Raw genomic sequence first — 20826 nt, forward strand, 5'->3', positions numbered from 1 at the left:
TACTCACCTGTCGCTCCAGCTGCGTATCACTTTTTAACCTGCGCCGGCGGAGCCTTGTAATCAGGCATCCGCACGGCAAATCCATTCGGGTAGCGCATGTCCACGTAGTCGATGTGGTACGGCAGCGCTGCCAGTTTGTCCTTCCAGTAGAGGGCGAAACGCCCCACTCTGGCTTCCACGTCACCCCGCCCCAGATCGAGCTTGACGCCGTTGTCCAACCCCACTTGCCATGCCCGCCGCGGCGACAGCCAGATTTCCTGCGGCTTGAGTCCGGTGGCGGCAAGGCCGCTGCCGAGCTTGCCAAGCATCTGAGCCATGTCTTTTTCCGCGCCGGCAGGGCCGTGGAAAATCGGCAGGGCCTGATCGCTGGCGGCGTCGAAACGCTCGCCGAACTTGTCCACCAGACCGTTCTCGCCCCAGCGCGCCAGCGCCACATGCTCCTCGACGCCGATTTCCAGCGCATCCGGCCAGCGGCGGCGTACTTGCGCGTCGCGAACCCACGGCAGTTTGCCGAAGGCGGCGCGGGTCTTGTCGATGTCCAGCGTAAAGAACGTACCGGTCAGTTCGTGTTCGGCAATGAACTTGAGCTGCTCCGGCGTTACCCGCTTCATTTGCCCCTGAATCTGGATCTTCTTCACCGGAAACACCGGCGCGTGGGTGACCCAGAATCCAGCGGCGTACACCAGCATCAACAGCGAGAGGCCCAGCAGAAGATTGGCCAGGCTTCTGAGCAGTTGATGGTTATCCCACATGCACCATATCCAGCACTTTGAGACAGAGGTCTTCGTAGCTCAGGCCGCGCACCCGCGCCGCCATCGGCACCAGGCTGTGGCTAGTCATCCCCGGATTGGTATTCACTTCCAGCAGATAAATGCCGCCTGCCTCGTCCATCAGGAAATCCACCCGGCCCCAACCGTTGCCGCCCACCACGCGGAAGGCGGTCAGCGCCAGGTCGCGCGCGCGTTGCTCCAGCTCTTCACTCAGGCCGGACGGACAACGGTAAACCGTGTCGTCGCGGAAATACTTGGCCTGATAGTCATAAAACTCGGTGGCCGGCTCAATCTTGATGGTCGGATAGGCTTCGTCGCCGATGATCGAACAGGTGTACTCGCCGCCGCCGATGAAACGCTCCGCGATCACCAGCTTGTCGTACTTGCGCGCCTCTTCATAAGCCGCCTTCAAATCACCCGCCGACTTCACCTTGGTGACGCCGATGCTGGAACCTTCGGTAGCCGGTTTCACGAACAGCGGCAGCCCCAAGCGGGCCTCCACGGCAGCGAAATCACTGCTGTCGTCCAGCAGTTCAAACGCCGGAATCGGCAAGCCCGCGCCCTGCCACAGCAGTTTGGTGCGCCACTTATCCATGCAGATGGCCGACGCCATCACACCGCAGCCGGTGTAAGGGATGCCCATGGTTTCCAGTGCGCCCTGCAAGGTGCCGTCCTCGCCGAAGGGGCCGTGCAGGATGATGAATACGCGGTCGAAGCCTTCCTCTTTCAAGGCCGACAACGGCTTTTCCGCCGGGTCGAACTTGTGGGCGTCCACGCCTTTGGACTGCAAGGCGCTCAATACCCCCGCGCCGCTCATCAGCGACACTTCGCGCTCAGCGGAGCCGCCGCCCATCATCACCGCCACTTTGCCGTACTGCTTCATTCACTTTCCTTCCGGAGCCGCCTGCGGCAGCCCCATCCAATAACCTGTTGACTACTTGGCTTGCGCCACCAGCTTGCCCGGTACCGCGCCAATGGAGCCGGCGCCCATGGTGACGACGACGTCGCCGTCGCGCGCCATGTTGAAGATGCTTTCCGGCATGTCGGCAATCTGCTCGACAAACAGCGGCTCCACCTTGCCGGACACGCGAATGGCGCGGGCCAGGGCTCTGCTGTCTGCGGCCACGATGGGGGCTTCGCCTGCGGCGTACACTTCGGACAGCAGCAGTGCGTCAACACCGTTGAGCACCTTGACGAAATCTTCGAACAGGTCGCGCGTGCGGCTATAGCGGTGCGGCTGGAAGGCCAGCACCAGGCGCTTTTCCGGGAACGCGCCGCGCACAGCCGCCAGCGTGGCGGCCATTTCCACCGGGTGGTGGCCGTAATCGTCCACCAGCGTGAAGCTGCCGCCGTCCCGCGCGGCCACTTCGCCGTAACGCTGGAAGCGCCGACCCACACCAGCAAACTCCGCCAGACCCTTCTGAATGGACGCGATATCCGCGCCGCACTCGAAACCGATGGCGATGGCGGCCAAGGCGTTGAGCACGTTGTGGCGGCCCGGCAGATTGAGCACCACCGGGAAGCGCTGCGTGCTGCCGTTGCGGGCTACCACGTCGAAATGCATCTGGCCGCCCACAGCACGCACGTTTTCGGCGTAGATGTCGGCAGAGTCGTCCAGACCGTAAGTCGTCACCGGCTTGGTGATGCGCGGACGGATCTCGCGCACATGCGGGTCGTCCACGCACAACACCGCGCGGCCGTAGAACGGCAAACGGTGCAGGAAGTCCACGAACGCCTGCTTCAGCTTGTCGAAGCTGTGGTCGTAGGTGTCCATGTGATCGGCGTCGATATTGGTGACCACGGCCATGACCGGAGCCAGGTGCAGGAAAGAGGCGTCGGATTCGTCCGCCTCAGCCACTAGGAATTCGCCGGAACCCAGACGGGCGTTGGTGCCGGCGGCAGTCAGCTTGCCGCCGATCACGAAAGTGGGATCCAGCCCGCCAGCCGCCAGCACGGAAGCGGTAAGGCTGGTGGTAGTGGTCTTGCCGTGCGTGCCGGCGATGGCAATACCCTGCTTGAAGCGCATCAGTTCGGCCAACATCATGGCGCGCGGAATCACCGGAATGCGGCGCTCGCGGGCGCGCAGGACTTCCGGGTTGTCCGCCTTCACTGCGGTGGAGGTCACCACCACGTCGGCGCCTTCCATATATGTGGCATCGTGGCCAAAGAATACCTTGGCACCCTGCGCCGCCAGTCGCTGGGTCGCAGCGCCGTCAGCCATGTCTGAGCCGGAAACGCTATAGCCGAGGTTGAGCAGCACCTCGGCGATACCGCACATGCCGACACCGCCGATGCCGACAAAGTGAATGTGTTTGACCCTGTGTTTCATGTTCGTCTCTTGCCTGTCGTGGCGCTTGCGCGCCGCTTACTGTTCTTCCGTGAGCGCCTGGCACAAGTCCGCCACGCGGGCTGCTGCCCCCGGGCGGGCCAGCATCCTGGCGCGTTCAGCCATCGTCAGCAGACGGGTCCGGTCAAGACCGGACAGCTCGTCCGCCAGACGGCGGGCCGACAATTCCTGTTGCGGCAGATGCAGCGCCGCACCTTCTTGCGCCATCCACACCGCGTTGTCGCGCTGGTGCGAGGTGGTGGACACCACCAGCGGCACCAGCATGCTGGCCACGCCCGCCGCGCACAGTTCGCTCACCGTGATGGCGCCCGCGCGGCAGACAATCACATCGCACTGGGCGAGGCAGGCCGGCATGTCATCAATGAATGGCAGCAGCGTGACCGCATCGGCCAGGCCAGCAGCTTCGTAAGCCGCGCGCACTTCTGCCAGATTGGCTTCGCCGGTTTGATGCACCAGCTGCGGCCGGGCTTCCGGCGCCATCAGGGCCAATGCCTGGGGCAGGGTCTGATTCAATACCTGCGCCCCCAGGCTGCCGCCCACCACCAGCACCCGCAGCGCGCCGCTGCGGCCAGAGAAGCGCTCGGCCGGTGCCGGCAGTTGTTCGATCTCGGCGCGTACCGGGTTGCCGGACACCAGCGCCTTGTTGCCCACCGCCTTGGCGGCGCTGCCGTCAAAGCCGCACACCAACTTGCGGGCAAAAGGCAGCAGGGCCTTGTTGCTCAACAGCAGGCTCGCGTCGGCGTTCACCAGCACCAGCGGCTTCCACAGCAGCGCGCTGATCAGGCCGCCCGGCAGGCAGACATAGCCGCCCATGCCCAGCACCACATCCGGTCGGTGCCGCAGCATCAGGCTGAGCGAACGACCAAAGGCGCCCAGCAACTGGAACACGCCCTTGATCGACCCTGCCAGGCCCTTGCCGCGCACCCCGTGAAACGCCAGGCGCTCCAGCGGGAAACCGGACGGCGGCACCAGCTTGTTTTCCATGCCGCGCTCGGTGCCCAGCCACACCACCGTCCAGCCGCGACGCGCCAGTTCTTTGCCCACGGCGAGGCCCGGGACGATGTGCCCGCCGGTGCCTGCTGCCATGATCATCACTGTGCGCTTGCTCATATCCGATTCGTCCTTCTTGCAGCCGGTCGGCCGCTTACACCTTGAAGCCGCGCATGATGCGACGGTTTTCGTAATCCACTCTCAACAGCACGGCCATGGCGACGAGGTTCATCATCATGGCGGAGCCGCCAAAGGACATCAGCGGCAGGGTGAGGCCCTTGGTGGGCAACAGGCCCATGTTCACGCCAATGTTGAAAAACACCTGAATGCCAAGCCAGATACCCAGCCCTTGCGCCACCAGCGCCTGATAGAAGCGCTCCAGCTTCTTGCACTCCACGCCGATGTGGAAAGCGCGACGGACAATCCAGGCATACAGGCCAATGAGGATGCAGATGCCGACAAAACCGAACTCTTCGGCAATCACGGCCATGATGAAGTCGGTATGGGCTTCGGGCAGGTAGAACAGTTTTTCGATGCTGCCGCCCAGTCCCACGCCGAACCACTCGCCGCGACCGATGGCGATCAGCGAATGCGACAGCTGATAACCCTTGCCGTAGGGATCGTCCCAAGGGTCCATGAAACCCAGCACGCGCTTGAGGCGGTACGGCGAAGAGATGATCAGCAACACGATGGCCACCACCGCCATCACGGCCAGGCCGGAGAAAATGCGCATATTGATGCCGCCGAGGAAGAGGATCCCCATGGCAATCGACATCACAACCATCAGCGCGCCGAAGTCCGGTTCGCGCAGCAGCAGGAAGGCCACCACGACCATGGCCATGAACATCGGCGCAAAACCTTCTTTCAGGCTGTGCAGCTTGTGGGTCTTGCGCACCGTGTAATCCGCGGCGTACAGCACCGTGGCGAACTTCATGATTTCCGATGGCTGCAGATTGAGCACAAACAGGGAAATCCAGCGCCGCGAGCCATTCACCACCCGTCCAATGCCGGGAATCAGCACCAGAATCAGCAGCGCGATGCCAATCATGAACAACTGGCCGGAATATTTTTGCCAGAATTTGGTGGGCACCTGAAACGCCACATAGGCGGCGGAGAGGCCGATCACCATGAACACGATGTGGCGAAGCAGGTAGAAGTAACGGTTCTGCGTGGCGGCATCCGCCTCGGCATACGCGATGGACGCGGAGTACACCATCACCAGACTGATGGACAGCAGCAGGGCAAGCGCCCAGGCCAGCGCCTCGTCCAGGGGTTTGATGGCCGCGTAGCGGCTGCCGCCGTGAACCATCATGACCGACCCGCCCCGGCCTGCTCGGCCTTGATCTGACGCGCGGTGTCGATGAACACCTGCGCGCGGTGGGCGTAATTGCGGAACATGTCCAAGCTGGCGCACGCCGGCGACAGCAACACCACGTCGCCCGCTTGCGCCAGACGAGCGGCTTCACGGGTGGCTTCTTCCAGCGTGGCGCAGTCGATCAGCGGCAGGTTGGCCGAAGACAGCGCGGCGCGGATGCGCGGCGCATCGCGGCCAATCAGCAACACGGCGCGTGCGATGCGGCGGCAGGCAGGCAGCAGCGGGCTGAAGTCCTGGCCCTTGCCGTCACCGCCGGCAATCAGCACCACCGGGCGGGTCATGCCGTTGAGGGCGGCCTCGGTTGCGCCCACATTGGTGCCTTTGGAATCATCAATGAAGCTGACGCCGCCGAACTCTTCCACCAACTCCACCCGGTGGGACAAGCCCTGGAAACTGCGCAAGCCGGCGTACATGGCTGCGCGATCCACGCCGATGCCGTCGCACAAGGCCATGGCGGCCAGCGCATTGGCGGCATTGTGCAGGCCCTGTAATTGCAAATCGGCCAGCGGGAAAACCGGCGCGCCGTCCACAGCCAACTGGAAGCCCGCTTCGGCCGACCCTTGCAAGGCATAATCGGCAGCCTGCTTGAGCGAGAACCACTTCACTGCATGCCCTGGGCGCACCATGGCGTGAGCCAACGCGTCGTCGCGGTTCAGTACCTGCAAACCACGGCCATTGAATACAGCGGTCTTGGCGTGCGCGTAGTCCAGCAGGTCGCTGTAACGGTCAAGATGATCTTCGGAAATATTCAGCACGGTGGCGGCGTCCGCCTCCAGGCTGAAGGTGGTTTCCAGCTGGAAGCTGGACAACTCCAGCACCCACACCTCAGGCAGTTTGCCTTGTTGTTCGCGCTCCAGTAGCGCCTCCAGCACCGCCAGACCGATATTGCCGGCAATGATGGTGTCGAGCCCGGCCGCGAGGCACAGATGCCCCACCAAGCTTGTCACCGTGGTCTTGCCGTTGGAGCCGGTAATGGCGATGACCTTGCCGCCCTTGCCCTTGATGGCGCGGGCCAGGATTTCCACATCGCCCACCACTTCGCCGCCGGCGCGACGGAAAGCCGCCACCGCCGGGTTGGAGAGCGGAACGCCAGGGCTGGTCACCAGCATGTCCACGCCGGCGAAAGTGGCGTCGGCAAATGGACCCACGCGCAATTCGGCGTCCGGCACATGGCGGCGCAGTTCGGCCACCCGCTCCTCGGACGGCTTGCTGTCCGCCACCACCACGCGCGCGCCATGGGCCGCGAGATAGCGCGCGGCGGCAAGCCCCGAGCCTCCCAGACCCACTACGGCGATGCGACGATCAGCGTAAGACATGATTTCCGTTTCCTCAGCGCAGCTTGATGGTGGACAGGCCGGCCAGCACCAGCATCATGGTGATGATCCAGAAACGGACCACCACCTGGGTTTCCTTCCAGCCCTTCAATTCGTAGTGATGGTGCAAGGGCGCCATGCGGAACACCCGTTTGCCGGTAAGCTTGAACGAGCCCACTTGGATCATCACCGACAGAGCCTCCATCACGAACAGGCCGCCCATGATGAACAGCACGATTTCCTGACGCACGATCACGGCCACAGTGCCCAGGGCCGCGCCCAGCGCCAGTGCGCCGACATCGCCCATGAACACTTGCGCCGGATAGGCGTTGAACCAGAGGAAGCCCAAGCAGGCCCCGCATATGGCGGCGCAGAACACCACCACCTCATGCGCGCCGGGAATGAAAGGCAGCCCCAGATATTTGGAGAACACGGCGTGGCCATGCACGTAGGCGAAGATGGACAGGCCGGCGGCCACCAGTACCACCGGCAGGGCGGCAAGGCCGTCCAGACCGTCAGTCAGGTTCACCGCGTTTGAGGTGCCGACAATCACCAGATAGGTCAGTACGCAAAAGCCCACCGCGCCCAGCGGGTAAGCAATGGTCTTGAAGAAGGGCACGATGAATTCGGTGGACGCCGGCAGCTTGGCGGTGGCGATCAGGAACACGCCGGCGGCAATGGCCAGCGTGGATTGCCATACCATCTTGAAGCGGGCGGACACGCCTTTCGGGTCCTTGTACACCACCTTGCGCCAGTCGTCGTAAAAGCCCAGCGCGCCAGTGCCCAGCATCACGGCCAGCAGCAGCCAGACGTATTTGTTGGACAGGTCGGCCCACAGCAGGGTGGTCAGCGTGATGGACAGCAAAATCAGCGAGCCGCCCATGGTGGGCGTGCCGGCTTTCACCAGATGGGTTTGCGGACCGTCGTTGCGCACGGCCTGGCCCACTTTGAGTTCGGTCAGCTTGCGGATGACCCAGGGGCCCATCATCAGCGAGATGGTCAGCGAGGTAAGCGCGGCCATCACGGCGCGCAGCGTCACATAATTGAATACATTGAAGGCCCGAATGTGGGACCCGAGGAGTTCGGCTAGCCAGAGCAGCACGTTACACCTTCTCTTTCTTGTCGGTTGCCATCAGGTGTTCCACCACCCGTTCCATGCGCATGAAGCGCGAGCCCTTGATCAGTACCGAGGCTCCCGACGGCAAACGCCCATCCAGCCAGCCAAGCAATGCTTCACAGGAATCAAAACTTTCCGCGCCGTTGCCGAAAGCCGCCGCGGCGTGCCGCGACATTTCCCCCAGCGTCAGCAAACCTTCGATGCCAAGCGCGCGCGCATGCTCGCCTACTTCGGCATGCATGGCGGCGGCGCCCTCGCCCAGCTCGCCGATATCGCCCATCACGAACACGCGCGGCGCGGGCAGACGCGCCAGCACGTCTAGCCCGGCCTTCATGGAATCCGGGTTAGCGTTGTAGGTGTCATCGATCAGCGTGCCGCCTTGCGGCAGGGCTTTCTTCTGGAGTCGGCCCTTGGCCCCGCCAAAGGCCGCCAGGCCAGCAGCGATATCGGCCAGCGGCAGGTTCAGGGCCAACGCCACGCTGGCTGCGGCCAGCGCGTTGCGCACATTGTGTTCGCCCGGCGCGGACAGCACGACGGCAGTGTCGCCTGCAGGCGCGCGCAGGGTGAAGCGGCTTTCCAGCGGCAACAGTTCCACTGCATCAGCGCGCACGTTGGCCGAAGCGGCCAGGCCGAAACGCAGCTGACGGTGGCCAGCTGCCGCAGCTTCAAACACCGCCAGATTGGCGTCGTCCTGATTGAGGATGGCCACACCATCGGCCAGCAGGCCGGAGAAGATCTCCGCCTTGGCGCGCGCGACATCGGTGGTATCGGCGAAATGGCCCAGATGCGCGCGCATGGCATTGTTCACCAGCGCCACCTGCGGCCGCGCCAGCGCGGTGAGGTAGCTCAGTTCGCCGTGATGGTTCATGCCCATCTCGATAACGGCGTAGCGATGTTCGGCGCGCAGGCCCAGCAAGGTCAGCGGCAGGCCGATATCGTTGTTGAAATTGCCGGCGGTGGCGTGCACGGCATCGTCGCCGGCATGCGCGCGCAGAATGGCGCTGACCATTTCCTTGACAGTGGTCTTGCCGTTGGAGCCGGTAATGCCGATGCGCACCGCGTTCTGACGTGCGGCCCAGCCAGCGGCCAAGCGGCCCAGCGCCAGACGGGTATCGTCCGCCAGCAGCTGATTGCCGACGCCGCATTCACGGCTGACCAGCACCGCAGCGCCGCGCGCCAGCACATCGGGCACAAAATCATGCGCATCGAATCGCTCGCCCTTGAGCGCCACAAACAGGTCGCCGGCTTCGACAGCGCGGCTGTCGGTCACCACGCGGCGCACTAGCGCATCGCCATCGCCAATCAGGCGGGCTTCGGCCAACAGTGCGGCTTCACGCAGCGTCATCATGCCTGCTCTCCCCATGCGCACAGCGCCTCTTCGGCGACGCGGAAGTCGGAGAAGGGGCGTTTGACGCCGCCGATGTCTTGGTACTCTTCGTGTCCCTTGCCGGCAATCAGCACCACATCGCCGGCGCGCGCTTGCGACACGGCCCAGCGGATGGCTGCGGCGCGGTCCAGCTCGACATGACCCGGATGCGTCATGCCGGCCAGCACATGGTTGATGATGGCTTGCGGGTCTTCGGTGCGAGGATTGTCGCTGGTGAGCACGGCCACATCGGCCAGACGCTCGGCAATGCCGCCCATCATCGGGCGCTTGCCCGGATCGCGATCGCCGCCGCAGCCAAACACGCAGAACAACTTGCTGCCTGCGGGGCGAATGTCCGACAGGGTGGCCAGCGCTTTTTCCAGCGCGTCCGGGGTGTGGGCGTAGTCGATCACTACCAGCGGTTCGCGACTGCCGCCGATGCTTTGCATGCGGCCGCGAGCCGGCTGAATGCGCGCCATCACAGCGGCGGCGTCCTCTAGCGGCACGCCGTTGACGCACAAGGTGGCCAGGCAGGCCAGCAGGTTGGCAGCGTTGAAGCGACCCACCAGGCTGGTGCGCACGTCCACTTCGCCCCAGGGCGTGGCGACGCGCAACTGCAGACCGTCCAGATTGGCGCTGAGCGACAGCGGACGCACATCGCCCTGCTCCAGGCCATACGTCACGACGCGGGTCTGCGTACGGTCGATTTCCGATGCCAGACGTTGGCCGAAGGCGTCGTCGGCGTTGATGACCGCGTGCTTGAGGCCTTCCCAGTGGAACAGGCGCGCCTTGGAAGCGCCATAGGCCTCCATGCTGCCGTGGTAGTCCAGATGGTCGCGGGTGAGATTGGTGAACACCGCGGTGGCGAAGCTGACGCCGTTGACGCGGAACTGATCCAGGCCGTGCGAGGACACTTCCATGGTAACCACATGCGCACCCTGACGACGGTATTCAGCCAGCTTTTGCTGCACGGTGACCGGGTCCGGCGTGGTGTGGGTGGTTTCAGTCAACTCGCCATAAAAACCGTTGCCCACAGTACCAATCAGGGCGGCCTTCTGCCCCAGCAGGGAAAAAGCCTGCGCCAGCCAGTGGGAGATGGACGTCTTGCCGTTGGTGCCGGTGATGCCGATCACGGTCATGGCCTGGCTGGGATGGCCATAGACATGGGATGCGACGATGCCGGCGCGTTCGCGCAGGGCGGGCACCGGCAGGTTGGGCACATGCCAGTCGGCACTCCAGGCAAAGCCTTCGGCGGTGTCCCACAACACGGCGGACGCACCGTGCTCCAGCGCGGAGGGGATATAGTCGCGGCCATCGGCAAACTCGCCGCGGCAGGCCAGGAACACGTCGCCGGGCAGCACGCGACGGCTGTCCGCCTCGACCCGTTTCACGGGGAGGCCCAGCTGGTCCAGCGCTGCCGGGTTCCAGTCCGGCAATTGAGTCAGGCGACTTTTCATCTTGCTTGCATCTTTAAAAGTCCGCCGGCACCGGGGTGGTGTCCGGCAGCAGGGTATTGTTGGACGGTTCGTCCGGCTGCACATTGAGCACACGCAGCGCGCCGCCGGCCACCTGAGAGAACACAGGGGCGGAAATCGCGCCGCCGTAGTACTTGCCGGCAGTCGGTTCGTCGATCATCACGGCCACGATCAGGCGTGGCGCTTTGCCCGGCGCAAAACCGATGAACAGGGCGCGGTGCTTGTTGGCCACATAGGTGCGGCCTTCCAGTTTGCGCGCGGTACCGCTCTTGCCGCCGATGCTGTAACCAATGATTCGTCCGCCGACAGCCCCGCCGCCGGGTTCGCTGTTGGCGATCAGCAGGCTGCGCATCTCGCGCGCGGTTTTCTCGCTCAACACGCGTTTGCCGGGCATCGGCGTATTGGTCTTGTACAGCGATACCGGCAACATGACGCCATCGTTGACGAAAATGGTGTAAGCCCGCGCCATCTGGAGCAGGCTTACGGAAACGCCGTAACCGAAGGACATGGTGGCCTGCTCGATGGGCCGCCAGTTTTTCCAGTCGCGCAAGCGGCCGGAAGCCTCGCCGGGGAAGCCGGTATTAGGTGGTTTGCCGAAGCCCAGCGAGTCGTAGTAAGTCCAGAAATCCTGTGGCGAGCTCATCAGCGCCAGCTTGCTGGTACCCACGTTGGACGACTTCTGGATGATGCCGAGAATGCCCAGGCTGGCCTGCGGCGACACATCGCGAATCACAGCCGGGCCGATATTGTAGGTATGCGTGTCCAGCACCGTGTTCAGATTGGCCTTGCCGTGTTCCAGCGCCAGCGAAATAGACAAGGGCTTCATGGTGGAGCCGGGCTCGAACAAGTCGATCACCGCTCGGTTGCGAAGCATTTCCGGCGTGGTGCCCACGCGGTTGTTCGGGTTGAACGAGGGGAAATTGGCCAGCGCCAGCAGCTCGCCGGACTTGGCGTCCAGCACCACCACGCTGCCGGCCTTCGCCTTGTTTTCTTCTACCGCCGCCTTGATTTCGCGATAAGCCAGATACTGGATGCGATGATCCACCGCCAGCGACAGCGTCTGACCGTCTTTGGGCGGCTCAATAGCGGCTACGTCTTCAATGATGTGCCCGCGGCGGTCCTTGATCACCACACGACGGCCATCCTTGCCGGACAACATCTTCTCGCGCGCCAGCTCCACGCCTTCCTGGCCTTTGCCGTCCACGCCGGTGAAGCCGATGATGTGCGAGATGATTTCGCCGGCAGGGTAGAAGCGACGGTATTCCTGCTGCTTGGCAATGCCGGGGATGCCCAGCGCCATGACCTTGTCCGCCACTTCCGGATTGATCTGGCGCTTGATGTAGACGAATTCTTTCTTGCGATCGGACAGCTTGGTGGTGAGCTCTTCCGGCGAGATATCCAGCAAGCGACCCAGCTCGCGCAGCTTGGCCGGCGGCACCGGATCCATGTCGGCCGGGCTCGCCCAGATGGTTTGCACCGGCGAGCTGATGGCCAGCGGTTCACCATTGCGATCGGTAATAACGCCGCGGTTGGCTTCCAGCGTCATGGCGCGACGGAAGCGCGCTTCGCCCTGGCCTTGCAGGAAATCCTGCTGCACCACTTGCAGGTAGATGGCGCGCCCGATCAGCGCCAGAAACAGCAAACCCAGCCCCAGCAGCACCACGCGCACGCGGCCAGCCGTCATCTTCAGCGCCGGACTGGCGTCTGCGAGACGTTCACGCTGGTGGGCCGAGTAGCTGGTGCGCATCAGGCGCCTCCTCGGGAGGTAATCACCTGGATCTGACGCGGATCCGGCGTATGCATGCCCAGACGGCCCGCCGCCTTTTCAATCACGGCGTGCGCCCCCCAGGTGCTTTGTTCCAGCTGCAGCTGGCCGAATTCCACCTCCAGCTGCTGGGCGGATTTCTGTTCTTTCTGCAGATCGCTGTACAGCTTGCGCGATACGTGGGTGGACGTGACCACCGACCAGGAGGACACCACCACGATGAGCAGCAGAATGGCGTTCAGGCGGTTCATGCGTCGCCCTCCCGCCACGGTGCGGCCGTCCGCTCGGCGATGCGCATGATGGCGCTGCGGGAACGGGCGTTTTCACGCACCTCCTCTTCAGAGGCGCGCACCGGTTTGCCGACGATTTTCAGCGGCGGCTCGGCCACATCGCCGGCGCGCACCATCACCCAGGACGGCAGCTTTTCTTCGCTGCTGGCGTCGCGCAGGTAGAGTTTTACGATGCGGTCCTCCAGCGAGTGGAAGCTGATGATGGCCAGCCGGCCGTCTTCAGCCAGGCTGCGCGCCGCCTGCGGCAGCACGGACTTCAGCTCGTCCAGCTCGCGGTTCACATGGATCCGGATCGCCTGGAAGGTACGCGTGGCAGGGTCCTGACCCGGTTCCCGAGTACGGACGTTTTGCCCAACGAGCAAGGCGAGCTCACGCGTGGTCTGGATGGGAGCGACGTCCCGTTGCGCAACAATGGCTGCTGCGATCTTGCGAGCAAACCGCTCTTCACCATAAGTCTTGATGACCTCCATGATTTCGGCTTCGGCCGCAGTGGCCAGCCATTCGGCCGCGGTCATGCCGCGGCTGGTATCCATGCGCATGTCCAGCGGCGCATCGAAACGGAAACTGAATCCGCGACGACCATCGTCGATCTGCGGCGAAGACACGCCCAGATCCATCAGCACGCCGTCCACCTTGTCCACGCCCAGCGCATCCAGTTCACGCCTCAGGCTTTCAAAACCGTTGTGCACGATGGTGAAGCGGCTGTCGGCCGCCGCCAGGCGCTCGGCCTCGGCGATGGCTTCCGGGTCTTTGTCGAAGGCGATGAGGCGGCCATTGGGCCCCAGCGTGGACAGGATCAGGCGACTGTGCCCCCCGCGCCCGAAAGTGCAGTCCACGTACACGCCATCCGGCCGGATGGCGAGTGCGGATACAGCTTCGGCCAGCAGCACCGTACGGTGCACAAAGATATCGGGGGTCACAGCGTAAAATCTCCAAGATGTTGGGCAAGTTCGGTCTGGTCGATAGCCAGTGCTTCATTGGTCTGGCTGTCCCATTCCTCGGCATTCCACAGCTCGAAGCGGTTACCCATCCCCACCAGCGACACGTCTTTTTCAAGACCGACAAGATCGCGCAAGCGAGAGGGCAGCAGGATGCGTCCGGCGCTGTCCATCTCCAGGGTTTCGGCGTGGCCGAGCACCAGACGTTGGTAGCGCTTCAGGGTGGGATTACCGGTGGGAAGTGCGAGCAGACGGGCTTCAACCGGACGCCAGTTGGGTTCTGGATAGATCAGCAGATGGTCGGGGGATTCGAGTGTGACAACCAGCTTGTGACCGAAAGCGGACAGCAGTGTCTCACGGTGTCTGGCCGGAATGGCCAAACGACCCTTGCTATCAAGAGAGACAATGCTTACGCCACCAATCATGCCCGGTATCACCAATTGAAAAAGTTAGGGGCCGTCGCCCCACTTTTACCCACTTCACCCCACTTCCCGCCACTATAAGAAAGAAGTTTCCCACGGTCAACATCGCTCGGCGCTAATTCACCTTTTGCGACAATGACTTAGCGAGCAGGCAAAAACCCTCTTTCCGAGTCAAATCAGTGGGTTAATGAAAGCAGTCAAAGTGAGCTGTTAATTGACGGGGTGCAGGAAGGCAACACTGGCCCATTCATGACAAATGAAAGCGCCGGCAATTGAGGAGAACGGCAGAGGCGGGGCACTGCGACATCCACAAACCACATCCACAAGCAAAAACCGAACGGCACACCCTTGCGGGCATGCCGTCGCAATGAAATCACAGCACTACAAAAACGGCAGAAGCCGGCGCAGTGGACACCACGCCGACCTCTGTCACCGCTGGTTGGCAGTCCGCCCCCTTAGGGCGCGGCTGCCCGGCAGCATCCGTCAGGACAATTTCTGACGCAGGATATCCTGCACCTGGGCCGGATTGGCCTTGCCCTTGGAAGCCTTCATCACCTGCCCGGCCAGCGCGTTCAGCGCCTTTTCCTTGCCGGCGCGGAACTCTTCCACCGCCTTGGGGTTGGCGGCGATGGCTTCTTCCACCATTTTTTCGATGGCGCCGACATCGGATACCTGCTTGAGGCCGTCGCGCTCGATGATGGCGTCGGCGGTGAGATCACTCTCCCACAGCGCATCGAACACCTGCTTGGCCAGCTTGCTGGACAGGGTATTGTCGGCGATACGGACGATGAGGCCAATCAGGCGTTCGGCACTGATCGGGCATGCGCCGATGTCTTTGCCTTCGCGATTGAGGCGCGCGGCGATTTCGCCGTTGATCCAGTTGGCGGCCAGCTTGCCCTGGGCGCTGGCGCTCGCCACGGCTTCGAAGAACTCGGCGGTGGCGCGGCTGGACGTGAGCAGCGCCGCGTCGTAGGCGGACACGCCGAAGGCATCGACAAAGCGCGCCTTCATGGCGCCCGGCAGCTCCGGCATGTCGGCGCGAATGGCTTCAATCTGCGCGCCGCTGATGCGTACCGGCAACAGATCCGGGTCCGGGAAGTAGCGGTAGTCGTGCGCGTCTTCCTTGCTGCGCATCATGCGGGTTTCGCCGCTGTCCGGGTCGAACAGCACGGTGGCCTGTTCAACGCGGCCGCCATCTTCCAGCGTGTCGATCTGCCACTGGATTTCGTACTTGATGGCCTGCTCGAGGAAGCGGAAGGAGTTGAGGTTCTTGATCTCGCGGCGGGTGCCGAACTCTTGTTGGCCGAAGGGGCGCACGGAAACGTTGGCGTCCACGCGAAAACTGCCTTCCTGCATGTTGCCGTCGCAAATGCCCAGCCAGGTGACCAGCGTGTGCAGGGTGCGAGCGTAGGCGACCGCCTCTTCGGCGGAGCGCATGTCCGGCTCGGATACCACTTCCAGCAGCGGGGTGCCGGCGCGGTTGAGGTCGATGCCGGTCATGCCCTGGAAATCTTCGTGCAGCGATTTGCCGGCGTCTTCTTCCATGTGCGCGCGGGTAACGCGCACGGTTTTCTCTTCCTCGCCCACCAGAATGACCAGCTTGCCGCCCTCAACGATGGGCAGTTCCATCTGGCTGATCTGGTAGCCCTTGGGCAGATCGGGATAGAAGTAATTCTTGCGAGCGAAGACGTTTTTCTGGTTTATGCGGGCGTCCAGCGCCAAACCCAGGCGGATGGCCTTGTCCACCACGGCCTTGTTCATCACCGGCAGCACGCCGGGGAACGCCAGCTCCACTGCGGAGGCCTGGGTGTTGGGCTCGGCGCCGAAGGCGGTGCTGGTACCGGAGAAAATCTTGGTCTTGGTGTTGAGCTGCACATGCACCTCAAGACCGATGACGACTTCCCATTTCATGTCAGAGACACCTTAATCAGTGCCGGGACGCGGCGCTTCGGCCAACGTCCCCGGCGAAATTACAGGGCAGGAGCGCGGCTGTGCCAGTCGGTGGCCAGTTGGAACTGGTGAGCCACATTGAGCATGGTCGCTTCGCTGAAGTAGTTGCCGATGATCTGCAGACCCACCGGACGACCGTTGCGGTCGAAGCCGGCCGGCACGCTCATGCCAGGCAAGCCGGCGAGGTTGACCGACAGGGTGTAGATGTCGGACAGGTACATTTGCACCGGATCGGACGACAGCTGGCCCAGATTGAAAGCAGCGGTCGGCGCCACCGGTCCCAGAATGACGTCGCACTGCTCGAAAGCGGCGGTGAAGTCGTTGGCGATCAGGCGGCGGATCTTCTGCGCCTTCAGGTAATAGGCGTCGTAATAGCCGTGCGACAGCACATAGCTGCCCACCAGGATGCGGCGCTTCACCTCGTCGCCAAAGCCCTCGGCGCGGGTCTTCTCATACATGTCCACCAAGTCTTTGTACTCGGCGGCGCGATGTCCGTAGCGCACGCCGTCGTAACGCGACAGGTTGGTAGAGGCCTCGGCCGGCGCGATCACGTAATAGGCCGGAATGGACAGTTCGGTGTTGGGCAGACTGACTTCCACCACCTGCGCGCCCTGCTTTTTCAGCTCGGACACCGCTTCGTCAACAATACGGGCAACGTCGGCATCCAGGCCGGCCGCGAAGTATTCGCGCGGCAAGCCCACGCGGAGGCCGTTCAACGGGCGATCCAGCTGGCGCGTGTAGTCTTCCTTGTCGCGCTCCAGACTGGTGGAGTCGCGCTCGTCGAAGCCAGCCATCACATTCAGCATCAGAGCGCAGTCTTCGGCGGTCTGCGCTATCGGGCCGCCCTGGTCCAGCGAGGACGCAAACGCCACCATGCCGTAGCGGGATACCACGCCGTAAGTGGGCTTGATGCCGGTGACGCCGCAGTGGCTGGCCGGCTGGCGGATGGAACCGCCGGTATCGGTGGCGGTGGCGACCGGAGCCAGACGAGCGGCCACGGCGGCGGCGGAACCGCCCGAACTGCCGCCCGGGATGGCGTTCAGATCCCACGGGTTTTTCACCGGACCGTAGAAGCTGTTTTCATTGGAAGAGCCCATGGCGAACTCGTCCATGTTGGCGCGACCGAGCGTCACCAATCCCGCGGCGCGGCACTGCTCCACCACATGGGCGTCGTAGGGCGAGATGAAGTTGTCCAGCATTCGCGAGCCGCAGCTGGTTTTCCAGCCCTGCTGGCAGAAGATGTCCTTGTGCAGGATGGGCACGCCGGCCAGCGGGCCCGCCGTGCCGGCCGCTCGCGCCGAGTCGGCGGCGGCGGCCTCGGCCAGCGTCTTGGCGCGGTCCACCGTGATGACGGCATTGAGCTGCGGATTAAGCGCTTCGATGCGATCGAGATACTGCGTGGCCAGTTCCACGCCAGACACCGCGCCGGCCGCCAGTTGTTGCGACAGCTGCTTGAGGGTGGCTTTCGTCATTTTGTCTTGATATCCGGTTAAGCTGCTGAAGTCAGTCGAGCAAGGCGAAGATAAGGGCGAGCCGCTGCGATGCAAACAAGGTTGGCCGAAGAGGGAACCTTGCCGACGACTCGCAATCTGAAATTCACTCGATCACCTTGGGAACGAGGAAAAGGCCCTTTTCCACTTGCGGCGCCACGGCCTGGAAGGCCTCGCGCTGGTTGGTCTGGGTCACGACGTCTTCGCGCAGACGCAGGGAAACATCCTGCGGATGGGCCATCGGCTCGATACCGTCGGTGTTCACGGCCTGCATCTTCTCGATCAGGCCGAAAATGTTGTTCAGCTTCTCGCCGACGGCGGCGATTTCCTCGTCGTTCACACTGATGCGGGCCAGCTTGGCAATGCGTGCAACATCCTGATGGGTCAGAGACATGGCGTCCTCGTCAAAACCTTTAATATTTCAAGCTTTATAGGGTATCATAACGGGTTTGATTCTCCCAAGATCGACATCGCGCCAAGCCCCTCGGCCGCGGTCGGAAAATGCCGGTTTTCCCGGCATGTCCTCCCCTGCTTTCATACGGGCCGGCGGGATGCAAGAATAGTGTCCTTCCCGGCGTCACCCGCCTTCCGCTAACGCGGCCCGGCGATGGCGGCGCCGCGACGGAAAATCGCCTTGCTCACTGTAACTGACCACTTACCGGACGCCCTTGCGCCCGACTGACGGAAACTGACCAGGACCGCTCCATGTTTCGTTCGCTGACCGGATACTTCTCCAACGACCTTGCCATCGACCTTGGCACGGCCAACACCCTCATTTACATGCGCGGCAAGGGCATCGTGCTCGACGAGCCTTCCGTTGTGGCCATCCACAGCGATGCCCCGACCAACAAGAAATCCATTCTGGCCGTCGGCCTGGAAGCCAAGAAGATGCTGGGCCGCACCCCCGGCTCCATTCAGGCCATCCGCCCGATGAAGGACGGTGTAATCGCCGACTTTACCGTCACCGAACAAATGCTCAAGCAGTTCATCAAGAAGGTGAACCCCAACCGCTTCTTCGCCGCCAGCCCGCGCATCGTGATTTGCGTGCCCTGCGGTTCCACCCAGGTAGAACGCAAGGCCATCCGCGATTCCGCCCTGGCCGCCGGCGCGCGTCGCGTCGAGCTGATTGAAGAACCGATGGCGGCCGCCATCGGCGCCGGCCTGCCGGTTGAAGAGCCCACCGGTTCCATGGTGGTGGATATCGGCGGCGGCACCACCGAAGTTGGCGTGATCTCGCTGGGCGGCGTGGTGTACTCCAACTCGGTGCGCGTGGGTGGCGACAAGTTTGATGAATCCATCATCAACTACATCCGTCGCAACTACGGCATGCTGATCGGCGAAACCACCGCCGAAGAAATCAAGAAAACCATCGGCTCCGCCTTCCCGGGCGCCGAAGTGCGCGAAATGGAAGTCAAGGGCCGTAATCTGGCCGAGGGCATCCCGCGCTCCTTCACCGTGTCTTCCAACGAAATCCTGGAAGCCCTCACCGAGCCGCTGAACCAGATCGTCTCCGCCGTGAAGATCGCACTGGAACAGACCCCGCCGGAACTGGGCGCGGACATCGCCGAAAAGGGCATGGTGCTCACCGGTGGCGGCGCGCTCTTGAAGGACATCGACCGCCTGTTGGCCGAAGAAACCGGCCTGCCGGTGTTCGTGGCCGAAGAACCGCTGACCTGCGTGGTGCGCGGCTCCGGCAAGGCGCTGGAAAAGATGGACAAGATCGGCACCATCTTCACCAACGTTCCTTGATCCCGCGCTAACCCGACTTGCGGCCGCTCCGACAAGGGGCGGCCGAGTGCCCGATGGATTTCGCCAACACCCCCAGCTTTTTCCGCTCAGGGCTCAAACCCGGCACGCGCCTCGTGCTCTGTGTCGTGGCGTCGGTAGCCCTGCTGATCGGCGACAGCCGCTACAACCTGATGGAGCAGGCCCGCGACGGCATGTCGCTGGTGCTCTACCCCTTGCAGCGCGCAGTCAACATGCCGTTGGGATTGGCCCGCCACGCCAGCGACTACTTTACCGACCAGGCAGAACTGAAAGCCGACAACGCCAGACTGCGCACCCAGCAGCTGGAAATGTCCGCCCGGCTGTCTCGACTGGAATCGCTGGAGCGCGAGCTGACCGAGCTGCGCAACCTCAACGGCATCAAGGCGACTCGCCCCGACGCCGAACAGTTGGCCGAAACCCTCTACACCGGCCGCGATCCGTTTTCCTACAAGATCATCATCGACAAAGGCGCCGACGTCAGCCTCAAACCGGGCCAGCCGGTGGTGGACAGCCGCGGGCTGATGGGGCAGATAACCCGCGTTCAGCCGCTGACGGCGGAAGTGACGCTGATCATCGACAAGAACCAGATGGTGCCGGTGATGATTTCCCGCACCGGCGAGCGCGCCATTCTGTACGGCTACGGCGGCGGCGTTGAAATCCGCTATCTGCCGCAACACGCCGATGTGCGGGAGAACGACATGGTGGTGACTTCCGGCATCGACGGCCTGTTCCCCGAAGGCATTCCGGTGGCGCGCGTCAGCAAAGTGGAGCGCAATGCCGGCGCGGCCTTCAGCCGCATCACCACCGAACCGGTGGCCGGCGTACAGCAAACCCGCTTTGTGCTGGTGCTGCGCGAAAAGGGCCAGACCCCGCCACGCCCGGTAGCGCCTGTCGCACCCGCGAAAAAGACCAAGGGCAAGAAGCCCGCCGATTCGGAGTAAGCATGCCGTTCGACCGCCCCCACGAGTTGCTCAAGCCGGTCAAGCGCCGCTTCATCTTCTTCTCTTTGCTGCTTGCCGTGCTGGTGGAGCTGATTCCGTTACCGCACGGTTCCACCCGCTGGCTGCCGGACTTCATCAGCCTGGTGCTGCTGTACTGGGTTATCAACCAGCCGCGCCGCGTCAGCGTGGGCATCGCCTTCCTGATGGGGCTGGTGGCCGATATCGCCACCGCCGGTCTCTTCGGCCAACATGCGCTGGCCTACAGCGTTACCGCGTTTCTGGCCCTAAGCCGCCAGCGTCAGCTGGTGATGTTCAACCTGGGTCAGCAAGCGCTGAGCGTGCTGGGGCTGATGATGGCCAACCAAGCCATCATGGTGGTGGCCCGCATGCTGACCGGCGCAGCCTTCGTCGGCTGGGCTTATTTCCTGCCGCCGCTGATCGGCGCCTTGCTGTGGCCGCTGCTGACCAAGCTGATGCTGCTGCCGTATCGTCACCATCAGGTATAAGCCG

General features: G+C 63.3%; 19 protein-coding genes. 3 read left to right on the forward strand and 16 right to left on the reverse strand.

Features of this window, described 5'->3' with window-relative positions:
* Positions 1-26: 26 nt before the first annotated feature.
* The 16 genes from Q0P52_RS01190 to gatC form a co-directional block, all read right to left on the reverse strand.
* A complete protein-coding gene (locus Q0P52_RS01190; protein WP_293759696.1) occupies positions 27-752 on the reverse strand; it encodes a cell division protein FtsQ/DivIB in 726 nt (241 codons plus the stop codon).
* On the reverse strand, positions 742-1653 hold the full coding sequence (locus Q0P52_RS01195; protein WP_293759694.1) for a D-alanine--D-alanine ligase: 912 nt from the start codon (positions 1651-1653) through the stop codon (positions 742-744). Before Q0P52_RS01195 ends, Q0P52_RS01190 begins: the two co-directional genes overlap by 11 nt.
* A 51-nt stretch (positions 1654-1704) precedes the next feature.
* On the reverse strand, positions 1705-3099 hold the full coding sequence (gene murC, locus Q0P52_RS01200; RefSeq protein WP_293759692.1) for a UDP-N-acetylmuramate--L-alanine ligase: 1395 nt from the start codon (positions 3097-3099) through the stop codon (positions 1705-1707).
* Between the two features lie 36 nt (positions 3100-3135).
* Entirely contained in the window at positions 3136-4227 is a 1092-nt protein-coding gene (murG, locus tag Q0P52_RS01205; protein ID WP_293759691.1) for an undecaprenyldiphospho-muramoylpentapeptide beta-N-acetylglucosaminyltransferase, read from the reverse strand.
* Between the two features lie 34 nt (positions 4228-4261).
* Complete coding sequence (ftsW, locus tag Q0P52_RS01210) at positions 4262-5419, reverse strand: putative lipid II flippase FtsW (protein WP_293759689.1); 1158 nt, start codon at positions 5417-5419, stop codon at positions 4262-4264.
* A complete protein-coding gene (gene murD, locus Q0P52_RS01215) occupies positions 5416-6798 on the reverse strand; it encodes a UDP-N-acetylmuramoyl-L-alanine--D-glutamate ligase (RefSeq protein ID WP_293759687.1) in 1383 nt (460 codons plus the stop codon). The genes ftsW and murD overlap by 4 nt, the downstream gene beginning before the upstream one ends.
* A gap of 13 nt (positions 6799-6811) precedes the next feature.
* Positions 6812-7897 carry a phospho-N-acetylmuramoyl-pentapeptide-transferase gene (gene mraY, locus Q0P52_RS01220; RefSeq protein WP_293759685.1) on the reverse strand — a complete coding sequence of 362 codons (1086 nt, stop codon included), beginning with the start codon at positions 7895-7897 and terminating at the stop codon, positions 6812-6814.
* Position 7898: 1 nt separating this feature from the next.
* On the reverse strand, positions 7899-9260 hold the full coding sequence (gene murF / locus Q0P52_RS01225; protein ID WP_293759683.1) for a UDP-N-acetylmuramoyl-tripeptide--D-alanyl-D-alanine ligase: 1362 nt from the start codon (positions 9258-9260) through the stop codon (positions 7899-7901).
* Entirely contained in the window at positions 9257-10735 is a 1479-nt protein-coding gene (locus tag Q0P52_RS01230) for a UDP-N-acetylmuramoyl-L-alanyl-D-glutamate--2,6-diaminopimelate ligase (RefSeq protein ID WP_293759681.1), read from the reverse strand. Before Q0P52_RS01230 ends, murF begins: the two co-directional genes overlap by 4 nt.
* A 13-nt stretch (positions 10736-10748) precedes the next feature.
* Positions 10749-12500 carry a penicillin-binding transpeptidase domain-containing protein gene (locus tag Q0P52_RS01235; RefSeq protein ID WP_293759679.1) on the reverse strand — a complete coding sequence of 584 codons (1752 nt, stop codon included), beginning with the start codon at positions 12498-12500 and terminating at the stop codon, positions 10749-10751.
* Positions 12500-12769, reverse strand: a complete 270-nt coding sequence (ftsL, locus tag Q0P52_RS01240; protein WP_293759677.1) for a cell division protein FtsL — start codon at positions 12767-12769, stop codon at positions 12500-12502. The genes Q0P52_RS01235 and ftsL overlap by 1 nt, the downstream gene beginning before the upstream one ends.
* Positions 12766-13728: a 16S rRNA (cytosine(1402)-N(4))-methyltransferase RsmH gene (gene rsmH / locus Q0P52_RS01245; RefSeq protein WP_293759675.1), complete on the reverse strand. Its 963-nt coding sequence runs from the start codon at positions 13726-13728 to the stop codon at positions 12766-12768. The genes ftsL and rsmH overlap by 4 nt, the downstream gene beginning before the upstream one ends.
* A complete protein-coding gene (mraZ, locus tag Q0P52_RS01250) occupies positions 13725-14171 on the reverse strand; it encodes a division/cell wall cluster transcriptional repressor MraZ (protein ID WP_293759673.1) in 447 nt (148 codons plus the stop codon). The genes rsmH and mraZ overlap by 4 nt, the downstream gene beginning before the upstream one ends.
* 480 nt (positions 14172-14651) lie before the next feature.
* On the reverse strand, positions 14652-16079 hold the full coding sequence (gene gatB / locus Q0P52_RS01255; RefSeq protein ID WP_293759671.1) for an Asp-tRNA(Asn)/Glu-tRNA(Gln) amidotransferase subunit GatB: 1428 nt from the start codon (positions 16077-16079) through the stop codon (positions 14652-14654).
* A 59-nt stretch (positions 16080-16138) separates the two neighbouring features.
* A complete protein-coding gene (gatA, locus tag Q0P52_RS01260) occupies positions 16139-17590 on the reverse strand; it encodes an Asp-tRNA(Asn)/Glu-tRNA(Gln) amidotransferase subunit GatA (RefSeq protein WP_293759669.1) in 1452 nt (483 codons plus the stop codon).
* Between the two features lie 124 nt (positions 17591-17714).
* On the reverse strand, positions 17715-18002 hold the full coding sequence (gatC, locus tag Q0P52_RS01265; protein WP_293759667.1) for an Asp-tRNA(Asn)/Glu-tRNA(Gln) amidotransferase subunit GatC: 288 nt from the start codon (positions 18000-18002) through the stop codon (positions 17715-17717).
* A 311-nt stretch (positions 18003-18313) separates the two neighbouring features.
* On the opposite strand from gatC, the gene Q0P52_RS01270 reads away from it, so the two are divergent.
* Genes Q0P52_RS01270 through mreD form a run of 3 tightly spaced genes read left to right on the forward strand, consistent with a single transcriptional unit; the run spans position 18314 to position 20822 of the window.
* The gene (locus Q0P52_RS01270) at positions 18314-19357 is read left to right on the forward strand and encodes a rod shape-determining protein (protein WP_293759665.1); all 1044 of its coding nucleotides are present in this window, start codon (positions 18314-18316) and stop codon (positions 19355-19357) included.
* 53 nt (positions 19358-19410) lie between these two features.
* Entirely contained in the window at positions 19411-20316 is a 906-nt protein-coding gene (gene mreC / locus Q0P52_RS01275) for a rod shape-determining protein MreC (RefSeq protein ID WP_293759663.1), read from the forward strand.
* Between the two features lie 2 nt (positions 20317-20318).
* Entirely contained in the window at positions 20319-20822 is a 504-nt protein-coding gene (gene mreD, locus Q0P52_RS01280) for a rod shape-determining protein MreD (protein ID WP_293759661.1), read from the forward strand.
* The last annotated feature ends 4 nt before the right edge of the window (positions 20823-20826 follow it).

The organism is uncultured Aquitalea sp. (assembly GCF_945957525.1).
Lineage (GTDB): Bacteria > Pseudomonadota > Gammaproteobacteria > Burkholderiales > Chromobacteriaceae > Aquitalea.